We start from the raw sequence: 18,830 nt of genomic DNA on the forward strand, positions 1-18,830 counted from the left end.
AAGCTGCCGCTAACAAAAACAGGTCAAAGAACGTAGGGCCTTGAGCATGGGTTTGTTTGAAAAGGTTCGCTCAATGCGTGAGCAAGTCGTTGGGCTGATTACGGACATCCGCCAGCGACATGACATTGACGAACTCGAACGCAAGCTGGCGGCCGCGCCGGAAGACACCTTCCTGATGCAACAGCTCAGCGACGCCTATCAGCACGCCGGTCAGGGGCGACGCGCTGTGGAGCTGCTGTGTCGGGCTGGGGAAATTTACCGCAGGCAGGGCAATGTTGAGACAGCTTTGGCCTATTTCCGCCGCGCCGAGCGGCTGGCTTCCAGTGACGAACGCCTACGCTTGCTGCGCTTGATGACTGAACTGCTGATTCAACTGGGGCGGTACGCCGACGCCTTTGAGCGGGTACACCAAGTTGTTGAAATCTTACTAGCTCATGGCGAGCTGTCGGCGGCGCGCGGCTACGTGGAAGGCCTGCCGAAGCTGGGCGAAAATGACGCCAAGTACCGCAAAGAACTCATTGATCTGGTTAACATCAACCGGCGGGACTGGACGCAGGGCGCGCGTGGGACTTGGTTGGATGAATCCGGCGAGCGTTCGTTCGGCCCGGAACACCGTGAACAGTTTCCGGACCAGACCATTTTAGTGGTGGACGATGAGCCGGGCACATGCGAAGTGCTGACACTCTGCCTACGCCGGTTGGGGTGTACGGTCGTGACAGCCGCCGACGGTGAGCAGGCCCAGGAGATCGCCCTCCGACACCAGCCCTCCCTAATTATTTGCGACCTATTGATGCCACGTATGGATGGACGGCAGTTTTTTGATTGGACGCGCCGCCACCCGGCCTTGCGTGAAGTGCCGTTCGTCTGCTTATCTTCGCGTGGTCAACAGGAAGAGCGTCTCGCTGCCTTTGAGCGCGGCGTCGAGGATTACTGGGTCAAACCGTTCAGCGCCGCCGAAATCACCTTCCGGGTCAAAAACCTGCTTCGGCGGTTGCACCCGAACGCCGATTTTCGAGGCAAACTGCAAGAGGTTTCCTTTCCGGAGATTTTGCAGATTATCGAAACTGGCCGCAAAACCGGCGTACTCAAAGTGTCGTCAGATGGGCGTGAGGCGACCTTTTATATCCGCGATGGCTGGATTTTGGACGCTGAACTGGAAGCCTATCAAGGCGAACGGGTGGCCTACGCGGTGATTCGGTGGTTGCGGGGGGAGTTCTCGTTTCGGAGCATCCCGGTTGAGCGCGCGGCGCGGATTACGCTCTCCACTCAGCAACTCTTGCTCGAAGCTGTCCGCCGGTATGATGAAGCCCAATCCTTGCTGGAATCCGAGCCTGACCTTGACCGCCCCTACGTTGTGAGTGAATCCTTCACGCAGCTGGTGGCGCCGGACGACTTCGCGGCGGAAATCAGTTTTCTCAAGTCGCTGTTTGACGGACGGCGTTCCTTTCGGGAATGCCTGCGCGCCCTAGAGGATGATCTGGAGTCCATGGTGATGGTGGTGGAACTGCGCCGCGAAGGCTTGCTTGTTCCTGCGCCGACGCCGTAAGCGGTATGGCGCACTTCGGCGTCCATAAGGTGCACGAAGCCGGATTGCCGGGCTAGGTAGGGTCACCGAGTGCGCCTGTGTGCGTCGAGCCTGCGGGTGAAAACAGCCTGCGCAGGGTGCTGCAAACCATGGTATCGTCGCACGAAGCTAGATTCATCCCACAAACGCCTTCTTACGGAGAATCATTATTTCGTGCGCAAGCAAGTTCACCGTTGGTTTAGTCCGCACCTTGGCAAGGAAATGCCAATTGCTGTGTATGGCCACTATGGCAAGCCGCTCTTGATGTTCCCGACGGCGGCGGCCGATTTCGAAGAGTATGAACGCTTTCTGATGATTGACGTGTTGCGGCCCTACATTGACGCCGGCATCGTCAAAATCTACACCATCAACAGCATCAATCGTGAAAGCTGGATGAACGAACATATCCACCCGGCGCAGCGGGCGGCGCGCCAGACGGCCTACAGCAACTACATTACCTACGAGGTTTGTCCTTTCATTCGGAGTGACTGCGGCGGTTCACCCATCAAGATCGCCGCCACCGGCGCTAGCTTTGGCGCTTATCACGCCGCCAACTCCGTATTTCGCAACCCCGGCAGCTTCGATACGCTGATTGCCATGTCGGGTTCGTATGACATCCGTCCGTGGTGCGACGGCTTTCACAATGACGACGTGTACTTCAACAACCCGGTTGAGTATCTCCAGAACTTAAACGACGACTACTTCCTGCCGCTGCTGCGCTACCACACCGACATTCATATCATTTCAGGGCAGGGTGCTTACGAGGCCCCAGAGCGGTCGCGCGAGCTGTCACGGATTCTGCACAGTCGCGGCATCCCACACTCGCTCGACCTGTGGGGTTATGATGTCAATCACGACTGGCCGTGGTGGCGACGCATGCTTGATCTGTATGTGCCGCGTCTCTTCCATGCCTACGGCCCAAAATAGTCTTTACCGGGTCGCCGTCGTCACTGGGCGCAACGCCGGGCGGCCGCGACCCAAGCCTTTCGAACAAGGATTTGCGTTATGCTGAAGTGCTGGGTGCGAAAACAAAATCGGTGGGTGTTGTCCGCGTTGCTGATTGGAGGCTTGGCGGCGGTCCCGGCCCCTGAGTTGGCGGCGGCGCAGGTGGCGACCGGGATTTCAACCAAGATCACAACCATCAAACGGGCGCTGACTGGCGACACCGTGGTTTTGCAGGATGGGACGATTGTACGCCTGATCGGCATCCTTGCTCCACCTTCCGGGCCGGCGGCGGAGCAAGCGCGTGAACGGGTGCGTCAACTCATTCTGGGGAAGACGGTCGAAGTCTGGCTCGAAAATCAAAACCAAGGCATCGGACACCGCGACAAGTACGGACGGCAGTTGTCGTACATTTATCTCTTGCCGTCGCGCAAGCTCCTCAACGCAGAAATTCTGCGCAACGGTGACGCCTACTTCTTTAGCCAGCACTTCATAGACGTACGGACAAAAAACCTCCTGCTGGCGGCCGAGTATCAGGCCCGTCAGGCCAAGCTTGGCGTCTGGGCGCAGGCGACCGAATCGCCGGAACTGATCGCCAAACGTGAAGGACGTGTGTACGAAGAGCCGGCTTTTGTCCCCCCAGAGGATGTAGAGGAAACGCTGGACAGCGCGACTGGCGGCGGCGCAGGGGAGACCGGACAGAATTCGCCGTCAGAAACCATGATGACCGGCGGGCTTGCCCCAGCGCCGCGCTCCGGCGCAACTGCGCCGCCGCTGGACGCGAAGACCACCTACGGCAACATTCGCGTTGAAAGCTGTGCGGTGTTGGATGTCCCGACCTTGGGACAAGTCGCTTTGATCGGCGTTCAAAACAGTACGGGTAGAGCCGGCGAGGCGGCCCGATTGGAAACCGTCAAGTTGGTGCAGGGCAAGCGCCTGCGCTTTGAATACGATCCAGCGAACGCCTACCGTGACCACCGCGACCGGGACGGGCGGTTGCTGGTGTATGCCTTTCTACCGGACGGCGCGCTGCTGAACTTGCAAATTGTGGCGCGCGGCATTGCCGACGTGGATATTGACTATGACTACAAGCACAAGATGGAAATGTTGACGGCGCGCGACAATGCGCGCCTCAAGGAGCTTGGCCCGCGCTGGCGCAACGACATCCCCCGGACGGTGTCGTTGGAGCGAATTCGCATCTCTATGGTGCGGCTGGTGCAGGAACAGTTCGGACGCGCCGGCGCGCGGATTGAACTGGTCGGTGACAGCCAGGACATCCTGCGCATTTCTCATGATCTGATTGATCAGCCGAGCGCGGAGCAGTTGTATCGTGCGTTGGCGGTCAGCGAAGGCGGCAACTTGCCGTTGCTGCGCAGCAGCGGCATTCGGGAAATCCAGTTCACCGACGCCAAGGCGACCAAGATTTTTCGGTTTCCGCTGTGACGCTTTGTAGCCGGGCGCGCGCCGGAGACGCCGCCGCCCGCCCTTTTTCGAGGGATGTCAATGTCGGATGGTCGCCGTCAGAACCTGCCTGACCCGTACCGCTTGGTCGGGACGGTCATCAACGGCAAGTACCGGCTGGATGCGGTGCTGGGCATCGGCGGTATGGGGATTGTCTATCTGGCGCAGCACATTGGCATCAACCGCAGTTTGGCCGTCAAAGTGCTCAAACCCGATGTAGCGGCGGCCGATCCGTCCGTTGCGGAAGCCTTTCACCGCGAGGCCAAAATTTCCGGCGGCTTGTCGCACCCCAACATCATCTCCGTGACCGACGCTGACACCTTACCCGACGGTACGCCGTTTATGGTCATGGAGTTGCTGGAATGTCCAACGCTCGAAGACGAGCTTCGGCAGGGTAAGCGGTTTTCCCTTGACCGAATTGAGCGCCTGCTGAGCCAAATTTGCGACGCGCTGCACTACGCGCACCAAGCAGGGTTGGTGCACCGCGATCTCAAGCCAGCCAACATTGCTTTAGTTGGGGCGGGGCAAGCCCACGAGCAAGTCAAAATTCTCGACTTCGGCATTGCCAAATCGTTGGGCGAAGGTGTCGGCAAGGTCAGTCAGGCGATCGGGACGCCGCTTTATGCGTCGCCGGAGCAGTTCATTCAGGGCGGCGATATTGACGCCCGCGCCGACCTGTACAGTTTGGCTGTCATCTTGTATCGCCTGCTGACCGGTGTTCTACCTTTCCAGGGGAAAACCATTGGTGAAATCGTGTCGCTCCACCTGACCGCTCCGCCGCCGCCGCTGCGCAGCCACGCGCCCCATCTGAGCGAGTCCCTGGAGGCGTTTGTTCTCGGGGCCCTCGCCAAACAACCCGCTGGGCGGCCAGCGACGGCGCTGGAGTTCTTGGCAGGTTTTCGCGCCGCGCGTCGCGGCGTGATGGAAGCCAGCGTCCCGTTGGCCGGCGGCGCAACTGACCTCCTCGCTGGTGTGATTGAGGGGCCTACTGTGCCGCCAAGTGTCCCGATTACCGCACAACCGGCGACGCCCTCGCCGGGAAGCGCCACCAGTGAAGTAACGGCGGCTCGCATTTCACCGACCCAGCCGCCAGCGTTGCCGCCGACATTGCCTGCATCCGGCCCGCCACGACCGCCGACGGCCTCCACAACGCTAACGTTGGATTCGGCAGGTCGGCCGCCGTCTGCGGCAGCCAGCGGAGCGCCGCCGGATTCGTCTGCGCTGTTTCGGACAGGCATCCCGGTATGGGCTGCTGCCTTAATCGCAGTGCTGGCGGTTGGTCTCCTGCTGTTTGTCGGGATATACGTTGTTAGGCGCACATCAGCTGGGTCATCGTCTGGGGTATCCGAGCTGCAAGGGGAACGCCTTGAGACCAAGGCGGGAAACACTGGCGGGCAGCCTTCTGTCCCAGCCGCCTTTCGGGAGCGGTTTGACCAGGTTTCACAAGATGTTCATCAGGCAATGATGCCGGTCGGCGGTGAGGGGCAGGACAAGTTGCTGCGCGACCTGATAAATCTCAATCCAGCGATGATCGAAGCGCACCGGCGGGAAATTGAGGCGGCCGAAGGTCAGGTTGCGCAGGCAGCGGAAAAGTGGCGAGTGACCACGCCGCCGGCGTCGTGTTCAGCCAAACACCGTGTGCTGTTGGAGCGGTATCAGCAACTTCGGGATGCTTTGCACAACTATGGCGTATCCGTACGCAACTTGGGCAACGCTTTTGCGCGGACGGACTTTGATATGTCGCAGGCGCGGGAGCGTTTCGCCGAATCGGAACGCAACGACGTAGCGCGCGACCGGAGTGTGCTGGACGCAGCCTGGCGTAGCGCTCGTCAGGCGGAAACCGACATGCGTGATTGTATCGGATACTGAGGCCGGGACTATCCAGCCCAGCCTGCGGCGGGAAGGTCCTTGTTTCGGCCCGACGCGCCAAGTATCGTGCCGTTGGCTCGTGCCAACGTACCACACACGGATTGCTGAATCGTCTTGAAGAGGTTGCTCGACTATGGAAGACAACGCGCTTACCGCGCCGCCGACGGACGACCAGTCGTTTGCCGGCTTTCCACGTGAAGAGTTGCTGGCGTTTGTACGCGGTGTGGCCAACATCATCGCGGCGGATGGCAAGGTGACCGACGAGGAGCGTGTCATGCTCTATGGGCTTATCCGCCAGACAGGGCTTTCAATTCTTGACGAGGATGTTAAGGCCGCCGTTGAAGCCGAGCTGGCCGGTCCATCGCCCATCGAGAAGGTCATTATGCCGGTCACAAACCCCTTGCTTCGCCGCGCCTTGTACCAAACTTGCGTCGAAGTCGCCGTCGCGGACGGCCACTTGGCCGATGAAGAACGCTTAAAGCTGGTTGAAATCGCCGGGTTGTTCGGTCTCAACAAGGACGCCGCGCGTGATTTCATTCAGTGGACGTTAGACAGTATTGCGATTGAGCGACGCGGCGCTGAGATCATTTCCAAGCTCTAAGCGTATGTTGCGGCTCAAAGGCATTAGCGCCAAGCGGTCGTCGCTTGGCGCTGCTTTTGTTCGCCTCTGCGCTTGATGATCTCGCTGTTTAGACTGTGAACGATGCGCCGCACCCGCAGGTCCCAGTCGCCGACGGGTTCTTGAAAGTGAAGCCGGAGCCCATCACGCTTGATACGTAATCAATCTCGACGCCCTCCAAGTACTGTCCGCTGAATGGATCAACGAACAGGCGGATGCCGCCGTTTTCCTCACGTACGATAATTTCGTCGTCCTCGCGCGGCGCGTCCTCAACGTCTAGCCCGTACTGAAAGCCGGAGCAGCCGCCCGGCATCACCCGCACGCGCAGTCCGCCTTCTGCGCCGATTCCCTCAGAAGCCATGAATTTTTTGACTTCTTCAACCGCCTTTGGCGTCAGATAAATCATGACCGCATGCCTCGTTTCTAAGCTTGAGATTTGCGACGTTAATGAGTCTTTACTCAACTGAAACAAGCCGTGTCAATGAGCGCTTCCGACGCTGCGAAACCGAACAGCCTTGGACACGCTTCGGGCGTCTGTTTTCCGTGGGTTGTCATCCCTGCCGCCAAGGTTACGCCATCGCTTCAAAACGGGCTTAATCACGGCGGCAGGCGCGCTTCCCACTGGACACACATGTGACTAGCAGCGGTTGTCGGGCGACAACAACCTGGGTTCGAACGTCACTGTCGCCCGCTCCTGCCCGGTTCAATCTAGTTTCCAAGGTTTTGAACAAGACTCCCGTCCGCTGCTGGCGTGGGTATAGGCGTGTACTACGACTTCGAGGTAAGCACGATGCGCTTCGGCTCCTCGCTAGCGGCGCTCTTGGCGGGCGGTGTCGAACCCTCAGTCGTCGCAGGCGTGCCTGACAGCCCGGCTATGATGCCGCGCATGGCAGAGACCGGCAACGCCGTTAGTTCGCCAATGGCGTCAAGACCCTTAAACGGTAGGGCCGGAATGAACTTGAGCACCGAGAGCGTCGTCTCCACACCGATTTGGTGCAGGTGGAAGATTTTCTCCGATAGGGGCAGGTTTGAAAAATTGCTTTCGAGCGAACTCATGGAAGCTTCTCCGTAACGCAAGGGGATTTAGGGTGTGGCTGAGACAACGATACACGATTGAACGGCGGCGTGCATACGCTTTCTCATCAGCGGCCTCATCAGCGGCTTCGGAGGAGCGCCTCCAGACTATGGCAGGTAGCCGCCGCGTCGCCCGCTGAGCCGCCGCTCTTGCTCCTGCTTGCCGACCATCCAGAACAGTGGCCATATCAGTCCAGCCAAGGCCGCCGCCGCCGGATTGGCCCGCATTTTGAGAGCCTGAACAAACGTGTAAACGCCAACGCCAAGGTACACCAAAAGCAGGAAAATAATCAGCCAGTACATGCGCGCGCTCCCAGTCAGGCTCGGCGGCGCCGAGCCGTTTAGCGTAGGGGACACTGGCGCAGCATACCACAAACCACCTGTATGTCGGCTTACGCCCATGCGTCGGCTTCGTAGTTCGGATATGGGCGTAGGGAACGCCTTTTAGCGTTTGTGGCAGCATTGACCCCATCAGTAGTCATCCTCTATCTATATGAAGGCCGGCCAGCGTCGGCTCGACCGGTTGAGGGGGACATGCCTCACAACCCTCCGTCCCCGTCTTTGAGTATGGCTCACCATTGTCGTTACGACTTCCCCCCGGAAAAGTGCTTCGATATGGGGTGTGAGCACTTTTACACCCAAGTGCAGGCGCGCTTTGAGCTGATTTCCGACCTCTTACTGAGGCTTCCGGCGACGGAAGCGGTGCTCTATGCTGAGTTAAGCCGCGAACTGGAAACCTGCCTGCAGACACTCCGGGACTTTCACGTTGTCTTTCCTAATTGTAGCGCCTCGGACTGTCTGGCGGAGACGGCGGAAGTACAAACCTCAAATCGTGCTGCACCTTCCCTAATGATGGAGTAAGTATGACAACGGTTGCGATTGTTTACCACAGCGGCTATGGGCACACGGCGGCGCAAGCTGAGGCGGTGTTGCGGGGCGTGCAAAGTGTACCAGAGGTGACCGCCCATCTCATCCGTGTTGAGGACATCGAAAACCACTGGACGACGCTCGACGCCGCCGACGCGATTGTGTTTGGGTCGCCGACCTACATGGGTAGTGTTTCCGGGCCGTTCAAAAGCTTCATGGACGCTTCATCGCGGCGTTGGCTTCAACAGGCTTGGAGGGACAAGATTGCGGCCGGTTTTACCAACTCCGGCAGTCTTAGTGGCGACAAACTCAACACCTTGGTTCAGTTGGCGATTTTCGCCGCGCAGCACGGCATGATCTGGGTTGGACAGGCCGAGTTACCCAGCGGCCGCGCCGACGACGCCATCAACCGTATCGGTAGCATGCTAGGCGCGGCTGCCCAGTCGGATCACGGTAGTTCGCAGCCGTCTGCAGGCGATCTGGCGACGGCGGAGAAGTTCGGCGCGCGCATAGCGCACGCCGCTCAGCGTTGGAAGCGCGGCGCAGCATAACGCACGCGGGGAGAGGCTCTCGATGACGGAATCTCGACGTAGTTTTTTGAAGGCGGCGGCGCTAACGACCACCGGATTCGCGTTGGGTAATGTTTTCGATACGGCGGCCGCGGGGGACAATGAGCGGGCGGCTGCCGGTCGGCTCACGGATGCCACCGGGCAGTACGCGCTGCCGCCCCTTCCCTACGACTACAAGGCGCTCGAACCTGTGATTGACGAAGCGACAGTGCGCTTACATCACGACGTACACCACAAAGCCTATGTGGATGGCGCAAACAAAGCGCTCACTCAGTTGGCGGCGGCGCGCGCCGACGGCGACTTCAACCTTGTCAAGCACTGGTCACGCGAGCTGGCCTTTCATGGTTCAGGGCATGTGCTGCACACCCTGTACTGGACAAGCCTGACGCCGAAACCTAGCGGCGGGCCGAAAGGCGACCTTGGCAAGGCGATCGCCAGCGACTTTGGTGACTTCGCCAAGCTTAGGGCGCACTTGACGAAGGCGACCATCGCCGTCGAAGCGTCGGGCTGGGGCGTCTTGGCCTACAACGTCTTAGAGCGGCGATTGGTGGTGTTGCAGGTTGAAAAGCATCAGGACCTGACGGTGTGGGGTGCGATTCCGTTGCTCGTCATTGATGTTTGGGAGCATGCCTACTACCTGAAGTACCAGAGCAAGCGCGCCGACTACGTGACGGCTGTGTGGGACATTCTCGACTGGCAGGCGGCGGCGATGCGTTTTGAAGCGGCCCGGGGGGCGGCTTCCTAGCGCCCTTTTGGGGAGGGGAAACTACCAGCGCCTCTTGCAGAGGCGGCGCTGGGCACTCCGAGGCCGGTGGCGTCCAGGTTAGGAGCGCGCTGGTTCATAACCCAAGTTGGGACGCAGCCAGCGTTCGACTTCGGCGACCGTCCAGCCTTTGCGGGCGGCATAGTCCTCGACCTGATCGCGGCCAATCAACCCGACGGCGAAGTAGTGGGCGTCGGGATGGGCGAAATACAGCCCGCTGACCGAGCTGGCCGGCCACATGGCGCAACTTTCCGTCAGTCGGACGCCCGCGTTTTCCTCCGCGCCAAGCAGCGCAAACAGCGTTCGTTTCTCTGTGTGATCGGGCGAGGCCGGATACCCCGGCGCGGGACGAATCCCACGGTAGCGTTCCCGAATGAGGTCATCGCGGCTCAGCTTTTCAGCGCGTCCGTAGCCCCACAGGTCGCGCACCCGCTTGTGCGCCAGCTCGGCGAAGGCTTCCGCCAGCCGGTCGGCCAGCGCCTTCGCCATAATCGAACCGTAATCGTCGTGTGCGGCGTCAAATTCGGCGCATAGATCGTCTAGACCCAGCCCGGCCGTCACAACAAAACCGCCAAGGTAATCGGCGACGCCCGTTGTTTTTGGCGCGATGAAATCCGCCAGCGCAACGTTGGGCTTACCGTCCGAACGTTCGACCTGCTGCCGCAGCGTATGAAAGACCGCCAGCACTTCCGTCCGAGTGTCGTCGGTGTAGAGTTCAATGTCGTCGCCGACGGCGTTTGCTGGAAACAGCCCAAAGACGCCGCGCGGGTGAAGTCGTTGTTCTTCGACGATGCGTTCCAACAGGCGCTGGGCGTCGTCGAACAGTTCGCGTGCGCGTTCGCCCACGACGGGGTCGTCGAAAATCTTCGGGTAGCGCCCGCGCAGCTCCCACGTATGGAAAAACGGCGACCAGTCAATGTAGGGCAGGAGCGCCTCCAGTGTGACGTCGTCGAGCGTCATCACACCCAGTTGTTCCGGGACGGCGACGGTTTCAGCGTCAAATCGCAACTGTGGCCGGCGCGCCCGCGCTTCAGCCAGCGGCAACAGTCGCTTGCGGTCGAATTTCGCTTGGTGTTCAGCGCGCAGCGCGGCTTGTTCAGCTTGGTTAGCGGCGAGAAACGCCGCGCGTTGTTCCTCGTTGGTCAGTGCCCCGACGACGCCGACGGCGCGTGAGGCGTCCAGAACATGAATCGTCGGCCCGTGGTAGGCGGGCGCGATCTTGACGGCCGTATGGAGCTTTGAGGTTGTTGCGCCGCCGATGAGCAGCGGCAGCGTAAAGCCCTGCTCAGTCATCGTTTTGGCGACGTGTACCATTTCGTCCAGCGACGGCGTAATCAACCCGCTTAGGCCGATGATGTCCACGTTGTGTTCGCGCGCCTTCGCCAGAATGACATCGCAGGGTTGCATAACGCCCAGATCAATGACCTCGTAGTTGTTGCAGCCCAGCACGACGCCGACGATGTTTTTGCCGATATCGTGTACGTCGCCCTTGACCGTCGCCAGCAGCACTTTTTTGCGTACGCCGTCGCGGTTGGTCGCCGTCTGTTTTTCGGCCTCAAGGTAGGGCAGGAGAGCGGCGACCGCTTTTTTCATAACGCGCGCCGATTTGACGACTTGCGGCAGAAACATCTTGCCGGCGCCGAAAAGGTCGCCGACGATGTTCATGCCGTCCATGAGCGGCCCTTCGATAACGGCAAGGGGCGCGCCGTACTTTTGGCGCGCTTCTTCGACATCCGCCTCGATGTAGTCGGCGTCGCCCTTGATGAGCGCGTGTTTGAGGCGTTCCTCGACGCTCGCCTGTCGCCACGCTTCGTCCTTAACCACGGTCTTGCCGGTGCCTTTGACCGACTCGGCGAAGGTGATGAGGCGTTCGGTCGCGTCGGGGCGGCGGTTGAGCACCACGTCTTCGACGAGTTCGAGCAAATCGGGCGGAATTTCGTCATAGACGGCGAGCTGTCCGGCGTTGACGATGCCCATATCCATGCCGGCTCGAATGGCGTGGTAGAGAAACACCGAATGCATGGCTTGGCGGACAATGTTGTTGCCGCGGAACGCGAACGACAGGTTGCTGACGCCGCCGGAGACCTTGCAGCCGGGCAGCGTCTGCTTGATGACGCGCGTCGCCTCGATGAACTCCACGGCGTAGTTGGCGTGTTCCTCGATGCCGGTTGCAATGGCCAGAATGTTTGGATCAAAGATGATGTCTTCCGGCGGGAAGCCGACTTTTTCTGTCAGGATGCGGTACGCCCGTGTACAGATTTCAATTTTGCGTGCCGCAGTGTCTGCTTGCCCGATTTCGTCAAAGGCCATGACGACCACCGCTGCACCGTAGCGTCGAATCCGTCGGGCTTGTTCGATGAAGACCTCTTCGCCTTCCTTGAGGCTGATGGAGTTGACGACGCATTTGCCCTGCACGCACTTAAGGCCGGCTTCGATGACGTGGAACTTCGAGCTGTCAATGACAATAGGGACGCGCGCAATGTCAGGATCGGTTACGACCAAGTTGAGGAAACGGGTCATGGCGCGTTCGGCGTCAAGCATGCCTTCGTCCATGTTTACGTCAATCATCTGCGCGCCGTTGGCGACTTGCTGGCGGGCGATGGCGAGGGCGTCTTCATAGCGCTCGGCACGAATGAGTTCGGCGAACTTGGCTGAGCCCGTTACATTAGTGCGCTCACCGATATTGACAAAGTTGGTTTCTGGCCGGATGACCAGCGCTTCCAGACCGCTCAGGCGCGTGTGGCGTGGGCGTGGGGGTGGTGTCCGAGGGGCGAAACCGGCGACGGCTTTGGCGATAGCGGCGATATGGCTGGGTGTTGTGCCGCAGCAGCCACCGACAATATTGAGCCAACCGCGCCGGGCAAAGTCGCGGAGCAGTTCGCTCATGATGTCGGGTGTTTGGTCAAAGCCGCCGAAGACATTAGGCAGGCCGGCATTGGGGTAGCAGACCAGATAAAACGGCGATTTCTCAGCGAGTTCTTCGACGTGCGGACGCATTTCAGCGGCACCGAAGCCGCAGTTGATACCTAGCGCGAGCAGCGGCGCGTGTTCGACTGAGATGAGGAATGCCTCAACAGTTTGCCCGGAGAGCGTCCGGCCGCTGGCGTCGGCGACCGTCACAGAAGCGATGATGGGGACGCGCCGCTGGCGTCGGGTGAAGACTTCCTCGATGGCAAAGAGCGCCGCTTTGAGATTGAGGGTATCGAACGTAGTTTCGGGCAGGAGCAGGTCAACGCCGCCGTCGAGCAGTCCTTCGACTTGCTCGGCGTAGGCGACGACGAGTTCATCAAATGTCGTTCCGCGTGCGCCGGGGTCGTTGACATCTGGAGAGATTGAAGCTGTTTTGTTGGTTGGTCCGATCGAGCCGGCGACAAAGCGCGGTCGCGACGGGTCTTCTTTGAGGAAAGCGTCCACGGCACGGCGTGCGCACTGGGCAGCGGCGACATTGAGTTCGTAGGACAGGGTTTCCAGACCGTAGTCTGCCTGTGAAATCCGTTGGGCGTTGAAGCTGTTGGTTTCGATGATGTCGGCGCCAGCTTCGAGGTAGGCGCGGTGAATCGCTTCAACGATGTCGGGGCGGGTGAGGCACAGCAGGTCGTTGTTGCCGTTGAGGTCGTGTGGGTGATGGGCGAAGCGGTCGCCACGATAGTCGGCTTCTTGGAGCTTGTAGGACTGAATCATTGTCCCCATCGCGCCATCGAGGATGAGGATGCGTTCGCGGAGAGCTTGTTCAAGGAGTTGTGTAGATGAGGGCGTCATTGGGAAAGGTGGCACTGGCGAGCGCACAAAGCAACCTTTAGGTTGAGTAAGTGAGCAGTCTAACGTTTTGCGTTGGTGGATGCTAGGAGGTTTGTCCCGAAAATGTACCGTATTTGCCGCCTTTTCCGGCCGGCGGCTAGCCGAATTGTTGGTGGATGCTAGGAGGTTTGTCCCGAAAATGTACGGTAGTGGGAAGGTGCGCCTACAGCTGAGGGGGAGTGAAGGGGAGTGGGGAATAGATGTGGCGGCGGAGACTTTGCGACATTGGCGGCCGTGCTTCCGCTGCCAGCGCTTGCTTGCAGCAACCAAAAACGCTTACTGTGCCGGACGCCAGCTGGCGGTAGGCGTACCTCCGCCTGCCAGCCAACCCGTTGGCTAACCCCGTCCACGCCCCAAAAGGGGGTAGGTTAGCCAACTGGGGAAGTCCTTTCTTTGAAAAGAGTTAGCTTTTGGCGTGCCGGCGGCGGCTTGTGCCGTTGCCGGTCGTGCCGGTCGGGTTAGCCAAAAGGGGCTATTTGGCTATTGACAGCAAAGGGGTTACGAGTGCAGGCTCTGGATTGAAGACGCGCTTACAAGCGGATTGAAACTCGGCCGCGCCGGACGGCCGGAAGCAAGAGAGGAATCTGAGAATCTCTGGATTGAAGACGCGCTTACAAGCGGATTGAAACCTTGGCGGCGTCGCGCTTGGCGCGACCTACCCCTTTTTTTCCTCTGGATTGAAGACGCGCTTACAAGCGGATTGAAACGGCCGGAGTTACTAAAGCGTACCAATACATCCCCGGGTTAGCTCTGGATTGAAGACGCGCTTACAAGCGGATTGAAACTTGCGCGCACAAGCGTTGTGCGCGCTTCCTTGCGCGCGAAACTCTGGATTGAAGACGCGCTTACAAGCGGATTGAAACCTCTTTGGAAGCCGCGCGACGCCGAGCGGCGTCGGCGGCCTCCTCTGGATTGAAGACGCGCTTACAAGCGGATTGAAACAAAGCTTGGTCCCCTACTTCGAGCTTTACTTGTGCTCGGTCTCTGGATTGAAGACGCGCTTACAAGCGGATTGAAACTTCTAGCGCGCCGTGACGGTAGGCGCGAAGTACTAACTGCTCTGGATTGAAGACGCGCTTACAAGCGGATTGAAACTACAGCCCCGGGTTTGGTATAACCGCGGAATTGAGAATGTACTCTGGATTGAAGACGCGCTTACAAGCGGATTGAAACTCGTCGTAAGCGAACGGCGCTTCAATTTCCGCTCCAATCCCCTCTGGATTGAAGACGCGCTTACAAGCGGATTGAAACTCCGGGTCCGGTGAGGACCGCGGAGTTTAGAATGTATTTCACCACTCTGGATTGAAGACGCGCTTACAAGCGGATTGAAACAAGGACTCATCCCCAGGCTGGAGATGGACCTGAATACGGTCAACTCTGGATTGAAGACGCGCTTACAAGCGGATTGAAACGAGAGAAGCTCCGCCGTCGCTTGGTGTCCGACGGCGGAAATGCTCTGGATTGAAGACGCGCTTACAAGCGGATTGAAACCTGATAGCCTCGGCGAGTGAAGCGCGTTGAATCGCCGAGGCAACTCTGGATTGAAGACGCGCTTACAAGCGGATTGAAACACAGCCCGAATTCAAGGTCTTCGAGCTGGGGCTGGATTTCTCCTCTGGATTGAAGACGCGCTTACAAGCGGATTGAAACAGGGCTTGGTCGTTGATCTCTAGGGTCACTTGAACCCTATTAACTCTGGATTGAAGACGCGCTTACAAGCGGATTGAAACGTGATTAGCGTGTACTGAAATACTCCGGGTCCAGTGATGACTCTGGATTGAAGACGCGCTTACAAGCGGATTGAAACTACCGCTGCGTTTAATAGATACCGCATCTCTGCCTCTCCACTCTGGATTGAAGACGCGCTTACAAGCGGATTGAAACGACTTCAATCTGCAGACTAAAGCTTGGTCCCCTACTTCGAGCTCTCTGGATTGAAGACGCGCTTACAAGCGGATTGAAACCCCTAAAAGGGCGGACAACAAATCCGCCGTCGGTTGCTCTGGATTGAAGACGCGCTTACAAGCGGATTGAAACTACTTATTGCTTGACTTGAAAATCGTCTTGCTCTCCAGCGCACGCTCTGGATTGAAGACGCGCTTACAAGCGGATTGAAACAGGGTTATTTACTTTTTGAAGAGGGTCTTGCCCTCCAACACGCCTCTGGATTGAAGACGCGCTTACAAGCGGATTGAAACGTAAGTGGCTTGTACTGATAAGGACCCGGAAAGACCTCTGAAACTCTGGATTGAAGACGCGCTTACAAGCGGATTGAAACAACAAATCCGCCGTCGGTTGGTGTCCGATGGCGGAAATATACTCTGGATTGAAGACGCGCTTACAAGCGGATTGAAACGCTTCAGCCCAGGCACAGGCCTGGGCCGGTGTAATGAGTTCCTCTGGATTGAAGACGCGCTTACAAGCGGATTGAAACCAAAGTCTTTTAACTCCATAACCCTCCGTATTTACCGCCCTACTCTGGATTGAAGACGCGCTTACAAGCGGATTGAAACTATTCTAGGCGAGTGAGAATGCCGAACTCGAGGTCCCCGAGTTCTCTGGATTGAAGACGCGCTTACAAGCGGATTGAAACGTCGGAGAGAAGCTCCGCCGTCGGCTTGTGCCCGATGGCCGAGCTCTGGATTGAAGACGCGCTTACAAGCGGATTGAAACATGAACCTGTATGCGGTTTACTTCAACTCTCCGACCCAGCAGCTCTGGATTGAAGACGCGCTTACAAGCGGATTGAAACTCAAAACCTCCGTCTTCATACTTGCCTCCAATGAAAACCGCTCTGGATTGAAGACGCGCTTACAAGCGGATTGAAACCAAAATAACCCTGGATTTGGTATGACTGCTGCGTTTAATAGGTCTCTGGATTGAAGACGCGCTTACAAGCGGATTGAAACCCGCGCGTTGGCGCGGCCTCTGTGTTTACCCTATCCCGGCGCTCTGGATTGAAGACGCGCTTACAAGCGGATTGAAACAACACGGCGTAGTCGGCGCTAAAGTCAAAGGTAAGCTTATGCTCTGGATTGAAGACGCGCTTACAAGCGGATTGAAACCAGTGCCTGGTCGCCGACCTCTAGACTGATTTGTATTCTGTTGCCTCTGGATTGAAGACGCGCTTACAAGCGGATTGAAACGCTACTCGTACGTGACCTTGCATCCCTGTTGACGGATCTCTGGATTGAAGACGCGCTTACAAGCGGATTGAAACGTGTTCCCGGCGATTATTGTTAGTTTCTTCATAAGCACCTCCTCTCTGGATTGAAGACGCGCTTACAAGCGGATTGAAACCTACGCTTGCCTGCCGACAAGGAACGACACGAAACAGTAACCACTCTGGATTGAAGACGCGCTTACAAGCGGATTGAAACGGGCCTGGTCCCCGACATTAAGGGTCACTTGGACCCGGTTTACCTCTGGATTGAAGACGCGCTTACAAGCGGATTGAAACGAGTTCTTGCTTGAACTGGTACGTGTTCCCGGAGATTACCGCTCTGGATTGAAGACGCGCTTACAAGCGGATTGAAACCCGACATTAAGGGTCACTTGGACCCTATTAACTTCAACTTCCCCTCTGGATTGAAGACGCGCTTACAAGCGGATTGAAACGTCAAAATGCCCAGCTCAAGGTCTTCGAGCTGGGGAACCACTTCTCTGGATTGAAGACGCGCTTACAAGCGGATTGAAACGCAGTGCCTGGTCGCCGACCTCTAGGGTTACTTGAACCCGGTTTCTCTGGATTGAAGACGCGCTTACAAGCGGATTGAAACGAAACCGGCGGCCGTACGTCCTGTTGGACGCCGGCCGCCGGCTCTGGATTGAAGACGCGCTTACAAGCGGATTGAAACGTCATGATACCGAACTCGAGATCCTCGAGTTCGGGAGTCAACTCCTCTGGATTGAAGACGCGCTTACAAGCGGATTGAAACGGTAGGGGTTATGACTCGCCTATTCTAGGCGAGTCATGATACCGCTCTGGATTGAAGACGCGCTTACAAGCGGATTGAAACATTTTACTTCGGCGCGCGTTACCCGCGCGTCGAAGAAGCCGGCTCTGGATTGAAGACGCGCTTACAAGCGGATTGAAACGAACACTCCGGGTCCAGTGAGGACCGCGGAGTTCAAAATGCTCTGGATTGAAGACGCGCTTACAAGCGGATTGAAACCAGCACAGCTAGGCGTTAGTGTTAAGACATTTTGCTGTTGCAATCTCTGGATTGAAGACGCGCTTACAAGCGGATTGAAACCATCCTCTCAAACTCGACAGGTTCGCCGTCATACAAACAACCCCTCTGGATTGAAGACGCGCTTACAAGCGGATTGAAACGCAGGCGGTTGACTTCGACTGTCCGCCCTAGAAGGGCGGACTCTGGATTGAAGACGCGCTTACAAGCGGATTGAAACGTTAAGTTCTCGGCCGCGCCGGACGGCCGGAAGGAAGTGAGCTCTGGATTGAAGACGCGCTTACAAGCGGATTGAAACCTGTATTCTTCGGTTTTTCCTAAAACCCGAACCTTGTCCGGGTCCTCTGGATTGAAGACGCGCTTACAAGCGGATTGAAACCTGTTGACCTCAACGGGTTTGCCGAAGAGGTCGGCCAACCTCTGGATTGAAGACGCGCTTACAAGCGGATTGAAACCGCCCTAACGGGCTTTGAAGCGCGCACTGAAGCGCCCGTTCCTCTGGATTGAAGACGCGCTTACAAGCGGATTGAAACGCCGCGTACGCGGCTGGCGTTGCGTGCAACACAATGTCCGACGCTCTGGATTGAAGACGCGCTTACAAGCGGATTGAAACTTTATTTCCTAAAAATTGTTCGTCCTTCTAGCGCCCGAAGCGCCTCTGGATTGAAGACGCGCTTACAAGCGGATTGAAACAAGCGTCCGTCCTTCTAGCGCCCGAAGCGCTAGAAGGAGCAGTCTGGATTGAAGACGCGCTTACAAGCGGATTGAAACTTTTCGGCCGCGCCGGGCGCGCTCTTGCGGTGAAGCCAATGCCCTTCAAGCCTGACCCTCTGGATTGAAGACGCGCTTACAAGCGGATTGAAACTTTTCGGCCGCGCCGGACGGCCGGAAGGAAGCGAGAACTCTGGATTGAAGACGCGCTTACAAGCGGATTGAAACGGCTGGTAAACGTAAGGGCCGGGGAAAACTGTGGAGATTAATAAACTCTGGATTGAAGACGCGCTTACAAGCGGATTGAAACACCCGCCTATTCTAGGCGGGTAAGGAGGCCAAACTCCAAGTCCTCTGGATTGAAGACGCGCTTACAAGCGGATTGAAACTCACCTTGCCG

At 58.0% G+C, this 18,830-nt stretch carries 12 protein-coding genes and 1 CRISPR repeat array (1 of these 13 cut by a window edge); of the genes, 8 read left to right on the forward strand and 4 right to left on the reverse strand.

All coding sequences use genetic code 11. The annotated features are described in order from the left end of the window. The first annotated feature begins 46 nt into the window (after positions 1-46). The 5 genes from NZ585_04960 (at position 47) to NZ585_04980 (ending at position 6,437) form a co-directional block, all read left to right on the forward strand. Positions 47-1,546, forward strand: a complete 1,500-nt coding sequence (locus NZ585_04960; GenBank protein MCS7079388.1) for a response regulator — start codon at positions 47-49, stop codon at positions 1,544-1,546. Positions 1,547-1,738: 192 nt separating this feature from the next. Continuing rightward, positions 1,739-2,491: an alpha/beta hydrolase-fold protein gene (locus NZ585_04965; protein ID MCS7079389.1), complete on the forward strand. Its 753-nt coding sequence runs from the start codon at positions 1,739-1,741 to the stop codon at positions 2,489-2,491. Between the two features lie 78 nt (positions 2,492-2,569). Next, the gene (locus NZ585_04970; GenBank protein MCS7079390.1) at positions 2,570-3,949 is read left to right on the forward strand and encodes a thermonuclease family protein; all 1,380 of its coding nucleotides are present in this window, start codon (positions 2,570-2,572) and stop codon (positions 3,947-3,949) included. Between the two features lie 54 nt (positions 3,950-4,003). Continuing rightward, entirely contained in the window at positions 4,004-5,836 is a 1,833-nt protein-coding gene (locus tag NZ585_04975; GenBank protein MCS7079391.1) for a protein kinase, read from the forward strand. Positions 5,837-5,969: 133 nt separating this feature from the next. After that, positions 5,970-6,437 (forward strand): tellurite resistance TerB family protein, encoded by a 468-nt coding sequence (locus tag NZ585_04980; GenBank protein ID MCS7079392.1) that lies wholly within the window; start codon positions 5,970-5,972, stop codon positions 6,435-6,437. Between the two features lie 88 nt (positions 6,438-6,525). Here NZ585_04980 and NZ585_04985 read toward each other — a convergent pair whose 3' ends face one another. The 3 genes from NZ585_04985 to NZ585_04995 all read right to left on the reverse strand — a co-directional run bounded on the left by NZ585_04985 (position 6,526) and on the right by NZ585_04995 (position 7,886). Next, the gene (locus NZ585_04985) at positions 6,526-6,861 is read right to left on the reverse strand and encodes an iron-sulfur cluster assembly accessory protein (protein ID MCS7079393.1); all 336 of its coding nucleotides are present in this window, start codon (positions 6,859-6,861) and stop codon (positions 6,526-6,528) included. Positions 6,862-7,223: 362 nt separating this feature from the next. After that, positions 7,224-7,511: a hypothetical protein gene (locus tag NZ585_04990; GenBank protein MCS7079394.1), complete on the reverse strand. Its 288-nt coding sequence runs from the start codon at positions 7,509-7,511 to the stop codon at positions 7,224-7,226. Between the two features lie 126 nt (positions 7,512-7,637). Continuing rightward, positions 7,638-7,886, reverse strand: a complete 249-nt coding sequence (locus tag NZ585_04995; protein MCS7079395.1) for a hypothetical protein — start codon at positions 7,884-7,886, stop codon at positions 7,638-7,640. 210 nt (positions 7,887-8,096) lie between these two features. On the opposite strand from NZ585_04995, the gene NZ585_05000 reads away from it, so the two are divergent. Genes NZ585_05000 through NZ585_05010 form a run of 3 tightly spaced genes read left to right on the forward strand, consistent with a single transcriptional unit; the run spans position 8,097 to position 9,710 of the window. Further along, entirely contained in the window at positions 8,097-8,390 is a 294-nt protein-coding gene (locus NZ585_05000; GenBank protein ID MCS7079396.1) for a hypothetical protein, read from the forward strand. Between the two features lie 2 nt (positions 8,391-8,392). Next, a complete protein-coding gene (locus NZ585_05005; protein MCS7079397.1) occupies positions 8,393-8,947 on the forward strand; it encodes a flavodoxin family protein in 555 nt (184 codons plus the stop codon). A 22-nt stretch (positions 8,948-8,969) separates the two neighbouring features. Continuing rightward, a complete protein-coding gene (locus NZ585_05010) occupies positions 8,970-9,710 on the forward strand; it encodes a superoxide dismutase (protein ID MCS7079398.1) in 741 nt (246 codons plus the stop codon). A 78-nt stretch (positions 9,711-9,788) separates the two neighbouring features. On the opposite strand, the gene metH is transcribed toward NZ585_05010, so the two are convergent. Further along, positions 9,789-13,487 carry a methionine synthase gene (metH, locus tag NZ585_05015; protein ID MCS7079399.1) on the reverse strand — a complete coding sequence of 1,233 codons (3,699 nt, stop codon included), beginning with the start codon at positions 13,485-13,487 and terminating at the stop codon, positions 9,789-9,791. Positions 13,488-14,037: 550 nt separating this feature from the next. Then, positions 14,038-18,830: a CRISPR direct-repeat array (repeat unit 37 nt; unit sequence CTCTGGATTGAAGACGCGCTTACAAGCGGATTGAAAC) (it continues 942 nt past the right edge of the window).

This window comes from Chloracidobacterium sp. (genome assembly GCA_025057975.1).
Lineage (GTDB): Bacteria > Acidobacteriota > Blastocatellia > Chloracidobacteriales > Chloracidobacteriaceae > Chloracidobacterium.